Here is a 14,978-nt window from a genome sequence, read left to right on the forward strand (position 1 = left end):
CGATCAGAGCTCGACCATGAGGCACTCGCCGAAGTCGATCGGCGCTTGCGGCCAGTGATCGGCGCGCATCGCGACGCGCATGCCGCGCGCCAGCAATTGCGTGGCGCGCATCACGCCCGCGTGAGTGATCCAGAAGCCGTCGCGCTCCGAGAGTTGCCATTCGTCGAACGCGTCGCCCACGCGCCGCATGAACTGCCGCGTGCTCTCGCCGGTGCCGCCGGGATGGGCGTCCGCGAAGTTGCCGATCCAGCCGTCGAACTCCGCGCGCGAAATCGCGGCCCATTCGCGGCCTTCCCACGCGCCGAAATCCATCTCGGACAACCGGGTGTCGGCACTGGCCGCCAACTCCGGCCGGATGGCTTCGATGGCCAGCGCCAGGTCGGCGCATCGCTGCAACGGCGAACAACTCACCACCACGTCGGCGGGAATCAGGGGCGCGACCTGCCGGGCCAGCGCATGCGTGGCCTCGGGCGGCACGCTGATGTCGGTCGAGCCAAAGCACACGCCGGGGTCGGCGTCGGTTTGTGCATGGCGCAACAGCCAGAGCTTCATGGTGCTTGCAGCGCGAGCGAACGCAGAACGCCTGCGTCGAAGTGCCGGTCAATGTAGTTGGCGAGGCCATCGAAAACGCTGTCCAGCGTCGGGGCCGTTGCGCCGAACAGCGCATGCAATGCCGTCGGGTCCTCGAACAAGCCGTGCAGGTAGATGCCGAGCACGTTGCCTGCATCGTTCTGCCAGGCCAGTCCGTCGGCCATCACGGCATGCGCATGAGCGCCGGCTGCCGCCATCGCGGTGTGCTCGAGGGTCTGGCCGTGGTGGATTTCGTAGCCCTGCATCGAGATTCCCGACAACGCGCTCCACGGCCCGCGCAGTACGCCGAAGCTGGCGGTGCGGTGCCGCACCGTCTTGTCGCGCTCGAAGCGCGTCACCACCGGCAGCAAGCCCAGGCCGGGGCCATTGCCATCGATGCCGTGCGGATCGATCAGTGCTTCACCGAGCATCTGCAAGCCGCCGCACACGCCAAGCACCCGCGCGCCCCTTGCGGCGTGCGCGGCAATGGCCCGGTCCAGCCCCTGCTCGCGCAGCCAGGCAAGGTCGCCGCTGGTGTGCTTGGAGCCGGGCAGGATCAGCGTGTCGGCATCGGCCAGGTCGGCCGCGCTGCGCGCCCAGCGAAGCCGCACGCCTGGAATGTTCTTGAGCGGCTGGAACTCATCGAGGTTGCTGATGCGCGGATACACCACGACCGCGACGATCTCCACCCTCGCCCCCGAGGGCAATGGTTGGGATGCGGACGTGCGGTCATCGAACAAGCCATCTTCCTCCGGCAGCCCATGTTGCCACCACATCGGCAGCGTTGCCACGGTCGGGATGCCCGTCATGTCCTGCAGCATCTGCGGCGCCGGGGCCAGCAGTGCGGCGTCGCCTCTGAACTTGTTGAGCACAAAACCCGCGAGCCGCGCCCGATCCTCTTCAGGCAGCAGCGCCCAGGTGCCGTACAGGTGCGCAAACGCACCGCCGCGGTCTATATCTGTGACGAGCAGGCAGCGCGCGCCCGCATGCCGCGCCACGCGCAGGTTGACGATGTCGCTGCCCATCAGGTTGATCTCGGCCGGCGAGCCCGCGCCTTCGATGACCACCACGTCGTTCGCGGCGCAAAGCTCGTCCAGCGCATGTGAAATGTGCGGCCAGACCTTTTCGCTGCGGCCTCGCCACGGCAATGCGGAGAGCGATTCGCTCACCTTCCCCATCAGCACGACCTGGCTGTGCGTGTCGCGTTCGGGCTTGAGCAGCAGCGGGTTCATGCGCACATCCGGCGTGGCGCCCGCGGCCAGTGCCTGAAAGTACTGGGCGCTGCCGATCTCGCCGCCCACCACCACGCGCGCGTTGTTGCTCATGTTCTGCGCCTTGAACGGCGCGACCTTCAAGCCCTGGCGCGCATGCCAGCGGCACAACGCCGTGGTGAGCCAACTCTTGCCGGCGCCGCTGGTGGTGCCGAGCACCATGACGCAGCGCGCAGTCAAGGCGAAACCCCGGCGCGATGGAATGCGCAAGACGATGAAGGAAGCATGAAACTAAGGGGCATGGAGGATTGGAATCATCGTACGTGCAGGGCCGTTGCACCAGTAGAGGCAATGTCTTACGGACAAAGGTGTAGTCCCCCGCTCACCCGAAGCGCGTGCGCCATCCTGCACGAACGACATACATCGCAGGCGAGATTCCAGGGTACTCAAACTTACCTGGAGCACCTCATGAAAAGCATCATCCTCTGGCTTTGCGGCGTGCCGATCGGCGTGATCATCCTGCTCAAGGTCTTCGGCGTTTTCTGAACTTGCGCAAAAGCCGTGCCCGCTTCAGCGCGGCACGACCACCCACTGGCCGGCGACCTCGTGGATCTCGATCCGGTGGTCGAACACGTCCCGCAGTGCTGCATGTGTGTCGGGGTTTGCGCTCGCGCCCTGATGCGCGATGCGGCCTCGCTGCAGCACAAGCAACTCGTCGGCGTGCAGCGCCATGCCGAGTTCATGCAGCACGCTCACCACCGTTCGACCAGCTGCTACCAGTTCGCGCACCACGAGCAACCAGTCGGCCTGGTGCGGTGCGTCGAGATTGGCCAGCGGCTCGTCCATCAGCAACACCTCCGCTTCGACGGCAAACGCACGCGCCAGCAGCACGCGCTGGCGCTCGCCGCCGGACAACCGGCCCAACGGCCTGTCGCGCCAATCCCAACACTGCGTCTTGCGCATCGCACGCTCGACGGCGAAATGGTCCGCCGCACTCGGCGCGGCGAGCCACGGCTGATGCGGCAGGCGTCCCAGCATCGCAACGTCGTGCGCCAGCAGGTCGTCGGCGCCGGGCTCGCCCTGGCCTAACCATGCCAGCGCTCGGGCGCGTGCCTTGGCGGGCCAATCCTCCATGGGGCGCCCGCAGAGTTGCACGCTGCCTTGCACCGGCAGCAAGTGCGCCAACGCCTTCAGCAAGGTGGTCTTGCCGGCGCCGTTGGGGCCCACCACAGCGGTCCAGCGGCCCGCGGGCAATGCGAGCGCCTCGACGTCCACGATGATCCGTCCGCTCAACGAGACCTGAAGCCGCTGCGCAGCCAACGCGGGAACCGTCGTCACAGCGCCCTCCTGTGCATCAGCCACAACAGATAGCCGCCGCCCAGCAGGGCCGTCACCACACCCACGGGCAATTCCTGCGGCGCCATGAGCCAGCGCGCCAGCACGTCGGCCGCGAGCAGCAATGCACCGCCCATCAATGAAGCGAGCCACACGAGCCACCTGTGTGTCGGCTTGACCACGCCGCGCACCAGATGCGGCGCGACCAGCCCGACAAAGGCCACCAGCCCCACCTGCGCGACAGCCGTACCAGTGGCCAGCGCCAGCGCAGCCACCAGCGCGACGCGTACCTGTGGCAAGGCAATGCCGAGGCTGGCCGCACTGGCCTCGCCCAGCGTGAGTGCATCCAGCGCGCGCGCAAACGCGATCGACGGCAGCAGGCATAGCACCAAGGCACCCGCCAGCAGCGTCACGTTCGGCCAGCCGAGAAAGCCGGTGGTCCCCAGCATGAATGCCTGCATCGCCCGCATGATGTCGGGCACCCACAGCACGACCAGCGCGCTCGCCGCTCCCAGCACCATGCCGACCACGACGCCGGCCAGCAGCAGACGCAGCGTCTGCTGCACGCCGCGCGCCAGGCTCAGCGTCAGCAGCACGGCCAGGACCGCGCCGACGAAGGCGGCGCCCGTCATGCCAAGGCGCGCAGCCCACCCCCCCGCCGCAGGTCCGAGCGCAGAAGATGTGCCCAGCACCACGAGCAGCAACGACACACCGAAGTTCGCGCCCGATGCACTGCCGAGCAGATAGGGGTCGGCCAGCGGGTTGCGAAACAGCCCCTGCGCCAGTGCACCGCCCAGCCCCAGCAGTGCACCCGCGAGCCACGCGCCGACGGTGCGCGGCAGCCGGATGTCCCGCACGATCTGCATGGCAGTCGCGTCGCTCGACGCGCCCAATACGCTCTCGAACCCGGTGCTGCCGATGCTGACGCCCACGAGTCCCAGCACGAGGCTCACGGCGACGATCGCAACGGCGAACCCGGGCTTGGTCACTTGAACTTGTCCTTCAGGCAGTTCGCCATGATGGTGGCCCCTTCGGCCATGCGCGGTCCGGGGCGCGCGAGCACGTCGCCCTGCGCCGGCGTGAACACGCAGATGCGCCCCGACTTCACCGCATCGATGCGCTCCCACCCGGGACGCCCCGCCAAGGCCACCGCATTGCGGTCCCCCACCATGATGACCTGCGGGTCGGCGCGAACCACGAACTCGGGATTGAGCTTGGGAAACGGCCCGAGCGATCCGGGCACGACGTTCGCGGCGCCAAGCCGCGCCAGCGTCTCGCCGATGAACGATGACTCGCTGGCCGCATAGGGCCCGCTGCTGACCTCGAAGTACACGCGCTTGCCGCGCGCCTCCGCGGGCAGCGCGGCGACGGCGCGGTTCAAGCCGCCGTCGATCTGCTGCCAGAGCGTCGTCGCCTCAGCCTCGCTGTCGAGCACGCGGCCGAGTTGCCCCAGCACACGCTCCATGTCCTTCATCGACCGGGGTTCGAGCGTCAGCACCTTGAGTCCGAGCGCCTCCAGCCGGTCCGTCACGCGAGCGGACTTGGCCAGCAACACCAGGTCCGGCTTGAGCGCAACGATGCGCTCGACGTTCGCATCCTCGAGCCCGCCCACGCGCGGCAGCGCCTGCACGGACACCGGCCAGTTCGAATAGGCGTCGACGCCGACCAGCCGCTCGCATGCGTGAAGCGCGCAAACGGTTTCGGTCAACGACGGCAGCATCGACACGATGCGCTGCGGCGATTGCGGCAACGTGACCTGAACGCCACGGTCGTCGACGAGGCTGACCGCGCTCCACGCGTGCACCGGCCACGTCAGCCAGCACAGCGCAATGAGGCACAGCAGCCGCGACATCATCGGCGCGGCGACCACTTCACCGTCAGGAAGCCGCTCAGCCCACGTTGGTTATAGCCATAGGCGCTTTCATAGGTGGCGTCGAACAGGTTGGCCACGCGCGCCTGCAGTGTCCAGTCGGGTGTCAACTTGTATTCGCCGAACAGGTCGACCGTGGTGAAGCTGCCGAGACGCGTCGAAGCCGTGTTGGCAACGTCGTCGTAGCGCTGGCCGACATAGAGCGCCGTCACGCCGAACTTCCACAGGCCGGTCGAATAGTCGACGCCCAGGTTGACCTGGTCCTTGGCACGGCGCGGCAGCATCTTGCCGGTGAGCTCGTTGCGCGGGTCCAGGCTGTCGTAGCTTGCATGCACGCCGAGCGCATCGAAGGTACCGTCGTAGCCCAGCGTCCAGCCCTGGATGCGCGCACGCGGGACGTTCTGGGGAATCGTGGTGTTCGTGATGAAGCCGCGAATCTTGTTGTCGAACCCGACCAGCTTCACGCTGTGAGCGCCCTGCGTCCAGGTGATGCCGATGTCGGCGTTCTTCCCTTCCTCGGGCAGCAGCCTGGGGTTGCTGAAGAACGGGTAGTAGAGCTGGTTGAACGACGGTGCGACGAAGCTCGTGCCGTACGACGCGTTGACGCGCCAGTTCGGCGAGATGCGGTAGCCGTAGCCGGCAAACCAGGTGTCGTGGTCGCCGAACTGCGAGTTCTCGTCGCGCCGCGCGTTGAGTTGCCAGCTGTGCGCACCGGCATTGCCGTTCAACCCGATGAAGGCCGAGTTGATGGAGCGGCTGGTGACGGCATAGGCCGTGTCGCTCTCCACGCTCTGCACGTTGCGCTCCAGGCCTGCGATGACAACGCCGATCGGCGTTGCCACATTGTTCTGCCAGCTGAATTGATTTTGCGTGGTTTCGAACAGGCCGGGCACGCTGAAGGCATCCGCGACCTTCGCACGCGTCAGGTCGATGCCCTGCGCCACGCGAAGCTGCGTCGTCCAGTTGTCCATCACCTTGCCCTGCAGGCCCACGTATTGGGTTTGAGTACGCACGATGCCGAAGGTATCGCGGTTGGGGCCGTCGTCATAGTGGTTCTCGCCATTGGCATAGACCGCGCCCGCGGTGAGCTTCCAGTCGTTGTTGAACTGGTAGCCAAGCGAGAGGCTGCCCGCGTCCTGGGTGAACGGGTCGCGATCCGGGTTGAAAAGGCCGAAGGGCACGTTGGCGTTGGTTGCCGAAAACCCCTTGTCGCGCGTGTGCTGCACGTCCAGCGAATAGGTGAACCCACCTTCCGCCCCGCTCATGCCGAGCCCCTCCTGCGAATAGCCCTGCGTGCCGATCGTGGCCGATGCGCGCGGCACGAATGCAGGGTCGCCCGGCTGGGCCTTGCGCATGAACACCTGCACCACGCCGCCCACGCCATCGCTGCCGTAGAGCGCCGAGGCCGGTCCCTTCACCACTTCGATGTGGTCGATCATGTCGACCGGAATGTTGTCCCAGATCGGCGTACCCGCCGTCGCCGAGCCGTAGCGCACCCCGTCGATCAACAGGATGGTGTGGCGCGCCTCGGTGCCCCGGATGAACACGCTGCTCAACTTGCCGGACCCGCCATTCGAAGCAACCTGCACGCCAGCCGTGCGGGCCAGCAACTCGGGAAAGGTGCGCTCGCTCAACTCGTCGATCTGCGCGCGGTCGATGACGACGACGTCGGACACCAGCTGGTCGGCGCGGGTCGGTGTGCGCGTGGCGGTGACCACGGTTTCAGGCAGCGTTCGGGGCTCGGTTTGCTGCGCATGCGCGGGCAGCATCGTGAGCGCGCCGAGCGCAAGCGTGATGGCCGAAACACGCGCAGGTGCCCGAAAGGTGGTTTCGCAGGGAATCATGATGAGAAGGAAGAAAGACTCGCAGACAAATGCCCGTCACCGGCTTCCCCGCCAGCGGGTGGGCGTATGGCCGCCTTGCTTGCGCAGGCAGCCGCCTCGTTGGCCGGTATCCGGGCTGGCAGCGCTTCTTTCACCCGCCTTCCCAGGCGCCTGTTTCAGGGCGCCCAGTGGCTTTGAGGAATGAAAGTGGCGTCAGAAGCCTGGGCTTCGGGCACCGTCTGCTTGACCGTTGCGGGGGCAGCGCAGGTGGCGTCGGCCGGTGACACGGCGTCGACTCCTGCTTCCCGTTGAACTGCGCCGCGTGAACCACGGCGCGAGCACCAACGCGCCGGATTTTAGGCGCACGGCGGCACCCGCCAGATGGCTCCGGGAAGGCAGTGTTTTCCCCGCTCTCCGGGTGGCAAGGCACACAAGGCAGCGCGCTGGGGGCCACATACAATCCCCAGCCATGTCCGCCCCCAGCCCCATCGACCAGATTGCCGAGCGAGTCGAACGATTGCTCGTACGCCATGAAGAGGTGCAACGCACCAACGCGCTGTTGCAGGAACAGGTCGAGGCGCTCACGCGGGAACGCGATGCGCTCAAGTCGCGACTCGCAGCAGCGCGCACGCGCATCGACGCGATGCTCGAGCGCCTGCCGGAAGAACCACCCGCTACGGAATAATTCGAGAACGAGACGATGAAGCAGATCGAAGTTCAGATCATGGGCCAGAGCTACCTGCTCGGATGCCCCGAAGACGGAGAAGCACAATTGCGCAGCGCAGTCGAGCGGGTCGATGCCGCCATGTGCAAGATCCGCGATGCCGGCAAGGTCAAGGCACGCGACCGCATCGCAGTGCTGGCATCGTTGAATCTGGCCTTCGACCTGGTGCAGGCCGAGGCCGCCTCCGCAGCCCAGGCCGCCGCCGCACCTGCACCAACGCCCGCGGCGGACGATGCAAATACCACCGATCCACGCTTGCCGCAACTCATTCGTCGACTCGACCAGGTACTGGCCGGCGATGGCCATTTGCTCTGAAATTTAGGGCCGCCGCGACAGGATCGCGGGCGTAAAATCCGCACTGTCTGCAGTACGCGTCGGGCTTAATATTTCCTTGTTCCAATGCTCTCCGGAGCCGGGCTTGGTACATCGCTTGGCGGGCGTGATCATCTCGCGTCAGATGAACCCGAAGCCTTGCTGCCCTCGCCCACCTGAACCCTGGTTCAGGATGCGGGTCCGGCGCCCCCACTGCAGACACCTATTCAGCGATCGGCGGCCCCTCCAACGGGGCCGTCGGTCCCTTTCAGCCAGGGAAATCGAAAGAGGATCGACATGAAAATCGTGATCGCGGTCGACGGCAGCAAGCACACGCAGAAGGCAATCGACTACCTGGCGAAGCATCGGTCCACCTTTGTCGATGGCCATCAGCTCGTGGTTGTGCATGTTTGCAGCGGCATTCCGCATCGCGCCGCGCGCCACCTGGGCAGGGACGTGCTCGATGGCTACTACGCGGAGGAAAGCGGCAAGGTCATCGACCCGGTCAAGGTCAGCCTGGCAGAACACAAGATCGAAGGCTACACGCTCGACTTGCGGCACGGCAACCCGGCCGAGGAAATCCTCAAGGCAGCCACCGCCGCCAACGCCGAGTTGATCGTGATGGGCACGCACGGCCACGGGATCTTCGGCCGCGCGCTGATGGGCTCGGTCACCACCAAGGTCGTCGCCGAAACCAACATCTCGGTGATGCTGGTTCAGTAGGTCGTCAGCGCTGGCTGAACAGCCCCTTGTGCTGCTCGCGCAGCAGGGCCTTCTGCACCTTGCCCATGCTGTTGCGCGGTAACTCGGGCACCACGAAGCAGCGTTTCGGAATCTTGAAATTGGCCAGCTGCGTCTTCAATGTAGCCAGCACTGCCTCGGCATCGACTGTCGCACCGGACTTGGCAATGACGATGGCCACGCCTACCTCTCCGAAATCCGAATGCGGCACGCCGACGACGGCGCTTTCGGCCACGCCTGGCAGTTCGTTGATGTAGCCCTCGATCTCGGCGGGGTAGACGTTGTAGCCGCCGCTGATGATCAGGTCCTTGCTGCGGCCGACGATGGTGACGTAGCCCAGCCCATCGATCTTGCCGACGTCACCGGTCTTGAAGAAGCCGTCATGCGTGAACTCCTCGCGCGTTTTCTCGGGCATGCGCCAGTAGCCGGCGAAGACGTTGGGGCCGCTGACCTCGATGGCACCGATTTCGTCGGTAGTGCATTCGCGGCCATCGGCGCCCTCTTCCATCGACATCACGCGCAATTGCACGCCCGGCAGCGGAAAGCCCACGGTACCGCCCCGCCGCTCGCCCTGCACCGGGTTGTAGGGGTTGGAGGTGAGCATGGCCGTTTCGCTCATGCCATAGCGTTCGAGGATGGTGTGGCCGGTGCGCTCACGCCATTCGTTGAAGGTTTCGATCAGCAGCGGCGCCGAGCCAGCGACGAACAGGCGCATGTTGCGCACCGCTTCTTTCGTGAGCCCGGGTTCGGCCAGCATTCGCACATACAAGGTCGGCACGCCCATGAACACCGTCGCATCGGGCAACTTCGCGACCACGCGCTTGGGCTCGAACTTGCCGAACCACAGCATCCTGCTGCCGTTGAGCAATGCGCCGTGCAGCGCCACGAACAAGCCATGCACATGGAAGATGGGCAGCGCGTGGATCAAGACGTCGCCCTCCTTCCAGCCCCAATAGTCTTTCAGTACCTCGGCATTCGACAGGAGGTTGCGATGGGTCAGCATCGCTCCCTTGCTTCGGCCGGTGGTGCCGCTGGTGTAGAGAATGGCGGCCATGTCGTCCTCGGCCTTGTGCGCGATGGCGTGCTGGTCGCTGCACTGCGCCGCGAAGTCGAGCAGCGAGCCGGTGCGGTCGTCGTCGAGCGTGAACACGTGGCGCGTGCCGGCGGCCTGCGCAATCGCGCCGACCCAATTGGCGTTGTCGCTGGTGCACACGACGACGGCCGGCTCCGCGTTGCCGATGAAATACTCGATCTCCGCACTCTGATAGGCCGTATTGAGCGGCAGGAACACATAGCCGGCACGCAGCGTTGCAAGATAAAGCAACATCGCCTCGACCGACTTCTCGACCTGCACCGCGATGCGCGCACCGGGTTCGAGCTTCAGTGCGTCGAGCAGGTTGGCGATCATCGCGGTGGCCCGCTCCAGGTCGCGCCACGAATAGAAAAGCCCGCCGTCGGTTTCGACGGCAACATCGTCGAGATCGGCCGGAAAGGCAGCGCGCAAGGCTGCGAAGAGATTGGCGTTTGTCGTTGTCATGGATGTCTCAAAAAACGGGAGATCGTTTGGCAAGGAAAGCGGCGATGCCTTCGCGGTGCTCAGGCGAGTCGGCGTAGAGGTAGGCGGTCGCGACAAGGTCTGACGCTGCGGACCGGCCCAGCGCAAGAAACGTGGCCTTGTTGAGCCTGGCGGCCGCGGGCGCGAGCGCGGCGACACGGGTCGCATGGGCGAGCACGGCGGCGGGCAAGTCGGCGTCGGGCAGCACTTGCAGAAGAAAGCCCGCATCGTAGAGCCGTTGCGCGCCGTGCACGCCAGCCGCCAGCAACATGTCTCGCGCCAGCACGTCGCCGACGGCACGCTGCACCAGCGCAGCTTCCCGCGGCGCCATCGGAAAACCGAGCTTTGCGATGGGTGCGCCAAACTTCGCGGACGCAGCGGCCAGCCGAATGTCGCAGCAGCTTGCGATCTCGATGCCAGCGCCCATGCAGGCGCCCTCGATCTGCGCGACCATGGGCACCGGGCAATCGAGCATTGCCTGCAACGCGGCCCACACCTCGTCTTCGTGGAAGGCGCGCAGGCTGTCCTCCTCGAAGCGAAACGACGGGTACTCCGAAATATCGCCGCCCGCGCAAAAAGCCCCGCCCTCGCCGCGCACGACGATGCAGCGCAAGGCCTCGTCCGCCGACAACGTCGCGAATCTCGCCCGCAGCCCGAGCCACATGGCGCGAGACATGGCGTTGAGGCGGCCGGGGTGCGACAGCGTCACGAAGGCAATGGCGCCTTCGCGCCGCAGGTCAACAGAACCGCTCATCCCAAATCAATCTTTCAACTCTTGAAGAACAGGCTCTCGATGTCGCCCGATACGGCTACTTTGCCATTGGCGAGCCAGGCTCGATGTTTATCGAGGCGCTTGAGGTCGTACAGGTAGTTAACCATGAGACCCCACGACTGCTTCTGCCCCTTGGGCGACGGGTCGCCAGCCCAGTTGAGCCGCTCCACGCGCGCACCATTGCCCAGGTGAAAGCGCGCCACCGGGTCGGCCGGCTTGGCATCCGTCATCGCACGGCCGAGGTATTCAGCCGCGCATTGCGTCAGCCACTGGCGCAGCGGCGACCTGGCATCGTCGAGCGAGCCGGGCGCCTCGACCGCGGCCAGCAAGCGCTCGGCCGTCGGCGGCAGCGAACCGGTCAACTTGCCGAGTTCGTTCGCACGCTTCTCGTCGAGCAGCGGCACCAGCGTGGCAGCGTTCCTGGCGAGCCAGCTTCGAAATCCCGGAATCGGCGACAGCGTCGCGAACACCTTCAGTCGCGGCAGTTCGTCCTGCAGCGTCTCGACCACGCGCTTGATCAGCGAGTCGCCAAAGCTCACGCCGCGCAGGCCAGCCTGCGTGTTGCTGATCGAGTAGAAGATCGCGGTCGTCGCCTTTGCGGGCTGCACTGGTTCCGCCGTCTCGTCGAGCAGCGGCGTGATGCCGTCGCTGATGCGGTCGACCAGCGCCACCTCGACGAAGATCAGCGGCTCGTTCGGCAGCCGCGGATGGAAGAAGCCATAGCAGCGCCGGTCTTGATGGTCGAGCCGGTTCTTCACGTCGTCCCAGCTCTTGATGTCGTGCACCGCCTCGTAGCGGATCAGCTTCTCGATCAGCGATGCGGGCGAATCCCAGTCGATGCGGCGCAACTCCAGGAAGGCGACGTCGAACCAGGTGGAAAACAGGTGCTCCAGTTCGCCGTCGAGCGCGAGCAGGCGCTTGTCGGCTTTCAGGTGCGGCAGCAGCTCGGCGCGCAGGTCTACCAGGAAGCGCATGCCCTCGGGTTCGACCGCAAAGCGTTGCAGAAGGCGCATGCGCGGCGACACCAGCGCGCGGCGCAAGCGCATCTCGGCCTGCCCTTCTTCGACAGTGCCGACAGCGGCTTGATGCTGGTCGCGTGCAGACCTCAGCGCCTGCGCGTCGGCGGCGAAATGCTCGCTCATCAGCGACCAGTAGTCCCGGCGCTCGTCGGCATCGGCCGCCAGGTAATCCAGTGCGACGGCATGCGCGCGGCGCCCGCCTTCGACCTCGCTGACGCGCGCATCGATAACGGCTTCCAGGACGGTCAGCACCTTGCGCAGCGCGCGCGGCGACAACACCTCATCGGCCTTGCGCAGCGTCGCCTGCAGGCGCTCATGGGTCGAGCGCGCGCTCGGCTTCGCGATCGACTTCGAAGCCGGCAGACGCTGCCGGGTCAGCGCCATCGGCACTTTTGACTTGAACCATTCCGTTGCACTCACGTTGCCAAACCCTCGGTTTCTGTTGCCGCTTCGCCATCTCGCGCAGTGCCTCGCATTTGCCGCGCCAGCTTGACGATCATGCGCAGTGCACCTGCGCCAACCGATGATTGTGGGCCAGTGAGAAGATGGATGCGTGAAGCCCCCGTTACTTGGCGACGTGCGCTTTCTTGTAATCCGCGATTTTTTCTTTCAGTTCGCGGTATTGCTCGCACGGCAGGAAGCAGAGCTTGTCGAGCGCTTTCAACTGCCCCTCGGCATCCTCCAGGCGGCCCGCTTGCAGGTAGGCTTCACCGAGGTACTCGCGCGCATTGCGATGTTTCGGATTGATCTGAAGCGCCTTGTCATACGCGGCAAACGACTTGTCCATCTCGTTCATGTGCCGGTATGAGTACCCGAGGTAATTCCATGCGTCGGCGCTTGCCGCGTCGCGTTGCACGACGTTGGTCAGGTACTTGACCGCGACCGGCCATTGCTCGGCCTTGACTGCCTTTTCGCCCGCCACGAAATCGGGGTCGCTTCTACTCGGCGAGGCGTCGTTTTCGCTGCCGGCCGACCATGCCGGCAAACTGATCGCCATCAGGTAACAAGCCGCTATCAGTGCTTTCCTGGCCATGATGTGCTCCAGAGTTGACCCGCAAGCGTACGCCTTCGGCAAGTCTTCGTGGAAGCTGGCGCAAGCGCTCCGACCTGCGGGACGCGCGCTGCGGGATGCCTATCTTCTTGCGATTGCCCGGGCCACTCAACCCCATGCGCGACGCGCGGAATTGGCGTTGCCTGGCGCGCGCCGGATCAGCGAGCAGTGACGACGGCGGACGGTCGCCGTGCAGCCCAAAGCCATAGGCCGACGCCGAACAGGATCATCGGCAAGCTGAGCCACTGCCCCTGGCTCAGGTTGAGCGCCCGCAATCCCAGGAAGTCGTCGGGTTCGCGGAAGAACTCGGCGACAAAGCGAAACATGCCATAGCCGATCATGAACATCGCCGCCACCTGCCCCTGCTTTCGCTCCTTGCGCGCGTACAGCCAGAGCAGCACGAATAGCAGCAAGCCTTCCAGCAGGAACTGGTAGACCTGCGAAGGATGGCGCGGCAGCATTGATCCGCTCTGCGGAAACACCATGCCCCAGGGCAGGTCCGGGCTCGAAAAGCGGCCCCATAGCTCGCCATTGATGAAGTTGCCGACGCGCCCAGCCGCCAGGCCGGTCGGCACGCAAGGTGCAACGAAATCCATCACCTGCCAGAACGGACGCGAGCGCGAGCGCGCGAACCAGACCATCGAAGCGATCACGCCCAGCAGTCCGCCATGGAAACTCATGCCGCCCTGCCAGACCATGAAGATCTCGAGCGGATGCGAGAGGTAGTAGCCGGGCTTGTAGAAAAGACAGTAGCCGAGCCGCCCGCCGACGATGACGCCTGCAACGCCGAGAAAAAGTATGTCCTCCACGTCCTTGCGGTTCCAGCCACCCGGCCCGCCGAGCGAGCGGAACGGCTCGTGCTGCAGGCGCAGCGTGCCAAGGAACCAGAACAGACCGAAGGCAGCCAGATAGGTCAGGCCATACCAGTGAATGGCGATCGGCCCGAGCTGCAGTGCAATCGGGTCGATGTGGGGATACATGAGCATCCGGCTATTGTGCCAACCCGCGCTCCCGCACAAAGCCGACGAAGCGCGCGAGCGCCGGGTTGTCGCTGGCTGCCGGCCAGACCAGGCTGGTTTCGCAGCCAGGCAGCGCCAGAGCGGTGCGGCGCCGGCCGGGCGCAGCGGCGAACTCCGCGGCCGTGCGATAGACGACGCCGGCCCGCCGGAACTGAGTGACGCTTTCCGGCACCCACGCCACGCCGAGGCCGCCCGACACCAGGTTGACGATGGTCTGCATCTGGATGGCTTCCTGCGCAACATCGGGTACGCGCCCGACCCCGTGGTAAAGCGCCAGGATCGCGTCGTATACCGAAGGCAGGATGCGGCGCGGAAACGCCACCAGCGGTTCCGCCAGCACCGCATCGAGCGCAAGTTCGTTCGCTTGCGCAAGCGGATGCTGCGACGGCACGGCCAGCACCAGCGACTCCATCGCAACGCCAAGATGCGCCAGCCCCGGCGGCGCAAACCCCGGCGAATGCAGCATCAGGCCCGCATCGATTTCGCCGCGCGCTAGCGCTTCGAGCTGCACGTCGCCAGTAGCCTCGACCAGTTCCAACGCAACCCCTGGACACAGCGCCCGAAATTCGCGCACCCAGGCCGGCAGTTGCTCGAAGCCGATGGTCGAAACAAAGGCCAGGCGCACTCGCCCCACTTCGCCCGCCGCCGCAGCACGGGCCCGCGCCGGCAGCGCTTGCGCTCGCGCCAGCAAATCGCGGACCTCGGGCACCAGCGCTTCGCCCGCAGGCGTCAACGAGACGCTGCGGCGCGTACGGTCGAAAAGACGCGCACCGATGGCCTTTTCAAGCTGTGCGATGGCCTGCGTCACCGGCGGCTGCGTCATGTGCAGGCGCGTGGCGGCGCGGCCGAAATGGAGTTCCTCGGCCACCGCCAGAAACTGGCGCCAGACGCGCAGGTCGATGGAGGCTGTCATTCGCACAGCATATCAATAGCCGCCTTGAAATGGATTGGCGGCAATCACAGAAGGCGCCGATAC

At 65.8% G+C, this 14,978-nt stretch carries 15 protein-coding genes and 1 riboswitch; of the genes, 3 read left to right on the plus strand and 12 right to left on the minus strand.

Going from position 1 to position 14,978, the window contains the following annotated elements; translation table 11 throughout:
- Positions 1-3: 3 nt before the first annotated feature.
- From WKW80_RS13165 to WKW80_RS13190, 6 genes are all read right to left on the minus strand, one after another.
- Positions 4-552 (minus strand): histidine phosphatase family protein, encoded by a 549-nt coding sequence (locus WKW80_RS13165; RefSeq protein WP_340364003.1) that lies wholly within the window; start codon positions 550-552, stop codon positions 4-6.
- Positions 549-2,021, minus strand: a complete 1,473-nt coding sequence (locus WKW80_RS13170; protein WP_340364004.1) for a cobyric acid synthase — start codon at positions 2,019-2,021, stop codon at positions 549-551. Before WKW80_RS13170 ends, WKW80_RS13165 begins: the two co-directional genes overlap by 4 nt.
- A 330-nt stretch (positions 2,022-2,351) precedes the next feature.
- The gene (locus WKW80_RS13175) at positions 2,352-3,119 is read right to left on the minus strand and encodes an ABC transporter ATP-binding protein (protein WP_422822898.1); all 768 of its coding nucleotides are present in this window, start codon (positions 3,117-3,119) and stop codon (positions 2,352-2,354) included.
- On the minus strand, positions 3,116-4,105 hold the full coding sequence (locus WKW80_RS13180; protein ID WP_340364005.1) for a FecCD family ABC transporter permease: 990 nt from the start codon (positions 4,103-4,105) through the stop codon (positions 3,116-3,118). The genes WKW80_RS13175 and WKW80_RS13180 overlap by 4 nt, the downstream gene beginning before the upstream one ends.
- Complete coding sequence (locus tag WKW80_RS13185) at positions 4,102-4,968, minus strand: ABC transporter substrate-binding protein (protein ID WP_422822902.1); 867 nt, start codon at positions 4,966-4,968, stop codon at positions 4,102-4,104. The genes WKW80_RS13180 and WKW80_RS13185 overlap by 4 nt, the downstream gene beginning before the upstream one ends.
- Positions 4,968-6,830 carry a TonB-dependent receptor domain-containing protein gene (locus WKW80_RS13190; RefSeq protein ID WP_340364006.1) on the minus strand — a complete coding sequence of 621 codons (1,863 nt, stop codon included), beginning with the start codon at positions 6,828-6,830 and terminating at the stop codon, positions 4,968-4,970. Before WKW80_RS13190 ends, WKW80_RS13185 begins: the two co-directional genes overlap by 1 nt.
- A gap of 84 nt (positions 6,831-6,914) precedes the next feature.
- Positions 6,915-7,170: riboswitch (cobalamin riboswitch) on the minus strand.
- 108 nt (positions 7,171-7,278) lie between these two features.
- Between WKW80_RS13190 and WKW80_RS13195 the strand changes: the two genes are divergently transcribed.
- From WKW80_RS13195 to WKW80_RS13205, 3 genes are all read left to right on the plus strand, one after another.
- Complete coding sequence (locus WKW80_RS13195) at positions 7,279-7,494, plus strand: DUF904 domain-containing protein (RefSeq protein WP_340364007.1); 216 nt, start codon at positions 7,279-7,281, stop codon at positions 7,492-7,494.
- A gap of 15 nt (positions 7,495-7,509) precedes the next feature.
- Complete coding sequence (locus tag WKW80_RS13200; RefSeq protein ID WP_340364008.1) at positions 7,510-7,848, plus strand: cell division protein ZapA; 339 nt, start codon at positions 7,510-7,512, stop codon at positions 7,846-7,848.
- Positions 7,849-8,142: 294 nt separating this feature from the next.
- Positions 8,143-8,568, plus strand: coding sequence for a universal stress protein (locus WKW80_RS13205; protein WP_340364009.1), 426 nt, complete (start codon positions 8,143-8,145; stop codon positions 8,566-8,568).
- Between the two features lie 4 nt (positions 8,569-8,572).
- Here WKW80_RS13205 and WKW80_RS13210 read toward each other — a convergent pair whose 3' ends face one another.
- The 6 genes from WKW80_RS13210 to WKW80_RS13235 form a co-directional block, all read right to left on the minus strand.
- Positions 8,573-10,123, minus strand: a complete 1,551-nt coding sequence (locus WKW80_RS13210; protein ID WP_340364010.1) for a malonate--CoA ligase — start codon at positions 10,121-10,123, stop codon at positions 8,573-8,575.
- Positions 10,124-10,130: 7 nt separating this feature from the next.
- Positions 10,131-10,895, minus strand: a complete 765-nt coding sequence (locus WKW80_RS13215; protein ID WP_340364011.1) for an enoyl-CoA hydratase/isomerase family protein — start codon at positions 10,893-10,895, stop codon at positions 10,131-10,133.
- Between the two features lie 14 nt (positions 10,896-10,909).
- The gene (locus tag WKW80_RS13220) at positions 10,910-12,316 is read right to left on the minus strand and encodes a malonyl-CoA decarboxylase (RefSeq protein ID WP_340364175.1); all 1,407 of its coding nucleotides are present in this window, start codon (positions 12,314-12,316) and stop codon (positions 10,910-10,912) included.
- Positions 12,317-12,497: 181 nt separating this feature from the next.
- Positions 12,498-12,965, minus strand: coding sequence for a tetratricopeptide repeat protein (locus WKW80_RS13225; protein ID WP_340364012.1), 468 nt, complete (start codon positions 12,963-12,965; stop codon positions 12,498-12,500).
- 176 nt (positions 12,966-13,141) lie between these two features.
- Entirely contained in the window at positions 13,142-13,969 is an 828-nt protein-coding gene (lgt, locus tag WKW80_RS13230) for a prolipoprotein diacylglyceryl transferase (protein WP_340364013.1), read from the minus strand.
- A 4-nt stretch (positions 13,970-13,973) separates the two neighbouring features.
- Positions 13,974-14,915, minus strand: a complete 942-nt coding sequence (locus tag WKW80_RS13235; protein ID WP_340364014.1) for a LysR family transcriptional regulator — start codon at positions 14,913-14,915, stop codon at positions 13,974-13,976.
- Positions 14,916-14,978: the final 63 nt, after the last annotated feature.

This window comes from Variovorax humicola, assembly GCF_037889915.1.
Classification (GTDB): domain Bacteria; phylum Pseudomonadota; class Gammaproteobacteria; order Burkholderiales; family Burkholderiaceae_C; genus Variovorax; species Variovorax humicola.

Coding starts and splice junctions, on each gene's coding strand:
- WKW80_RS13165 (WP_340364003.1), bottom strand. CDS start 552: ATGAAGCTCTGGCTGTTGCGCCATGCACAAACCGACGCCGACCCCGGC.
- WKW80_RS13185 (WP_422822902.1), bottom strand. CDS start 4,968: ATGTCGCGGCTGCTGTGCCTCATTGCGCTGTGCTGGCTGACGTGGCCG.
- WKW80_RS13190 (WP_340364006.1), bottom strand. CDS start 6,830: ATGATTCCCTGCGAAACCACCTTTCGGGCACCTGCGCGTGTTTCGGCC.
- WKW80_RS13195 (WP_340364007.1), top strand. CDS start 7,279: ATGTCCGCCCCCAGCCCCATCGACCAGATTGCCGAGCGAGTCGAACGA.
- WKW80_RS13200 (WP_340364008.1), top strand. CDS start 7,510: ATGAAGCAGATCGAAGTTCAGATCATGGGCCAGAGCTACCTGCTCGGA.
- WKW80_RS13205 (WP_340364009.1), top strand. CDS start 8,143: ATGAAAATCGTGATCGCGGTCGACGGCAGCAAGCACACGCAGAAGGCA.
- WKW80_RS13210 (WP_340364010.1), bottom strand. CDS start 10,123: ATGACAACGACAAACGCCAATCTCTTCGCAGCCTTGCGCGCTGCCTTT.
- WKW80_RS13215 (WP_340364011.1), bottom strand. CDS start 10,895: ATGAGCGGTTCTGTTGACCTGCGGCGCGAAGGCGCCATTGCCTTCGTG.
- WKW80_RS13220 (WP_340364175.1), bottom strand. CDS start 12,316: ATGGCGCTGACCCGGCAGCGTCTGCCGGCTTCGAAGTCGATCGCGAAG.
- WKW80_RS13225 (WP_340364012.1), bottom strand. CDS start 12,965: ATGGCCAGGAAAGCACTGATAGCGGCTTGTTACCTGATGGCGATCAGT.
- lgt (WP_340364013.1), bottom strand. CDS start 13,969: ATGCTCATGTATCCCCACATCGACCCGATTGCACTGCAGCTCGGGCCG.
- WKW80_RS13235 (WP_340364014.1), bottom strand. CDS start 14,915: ATGACAGCCTCCATCGACCTGCGCGTCTGGCGCCAGTTTCTGGCGGTG.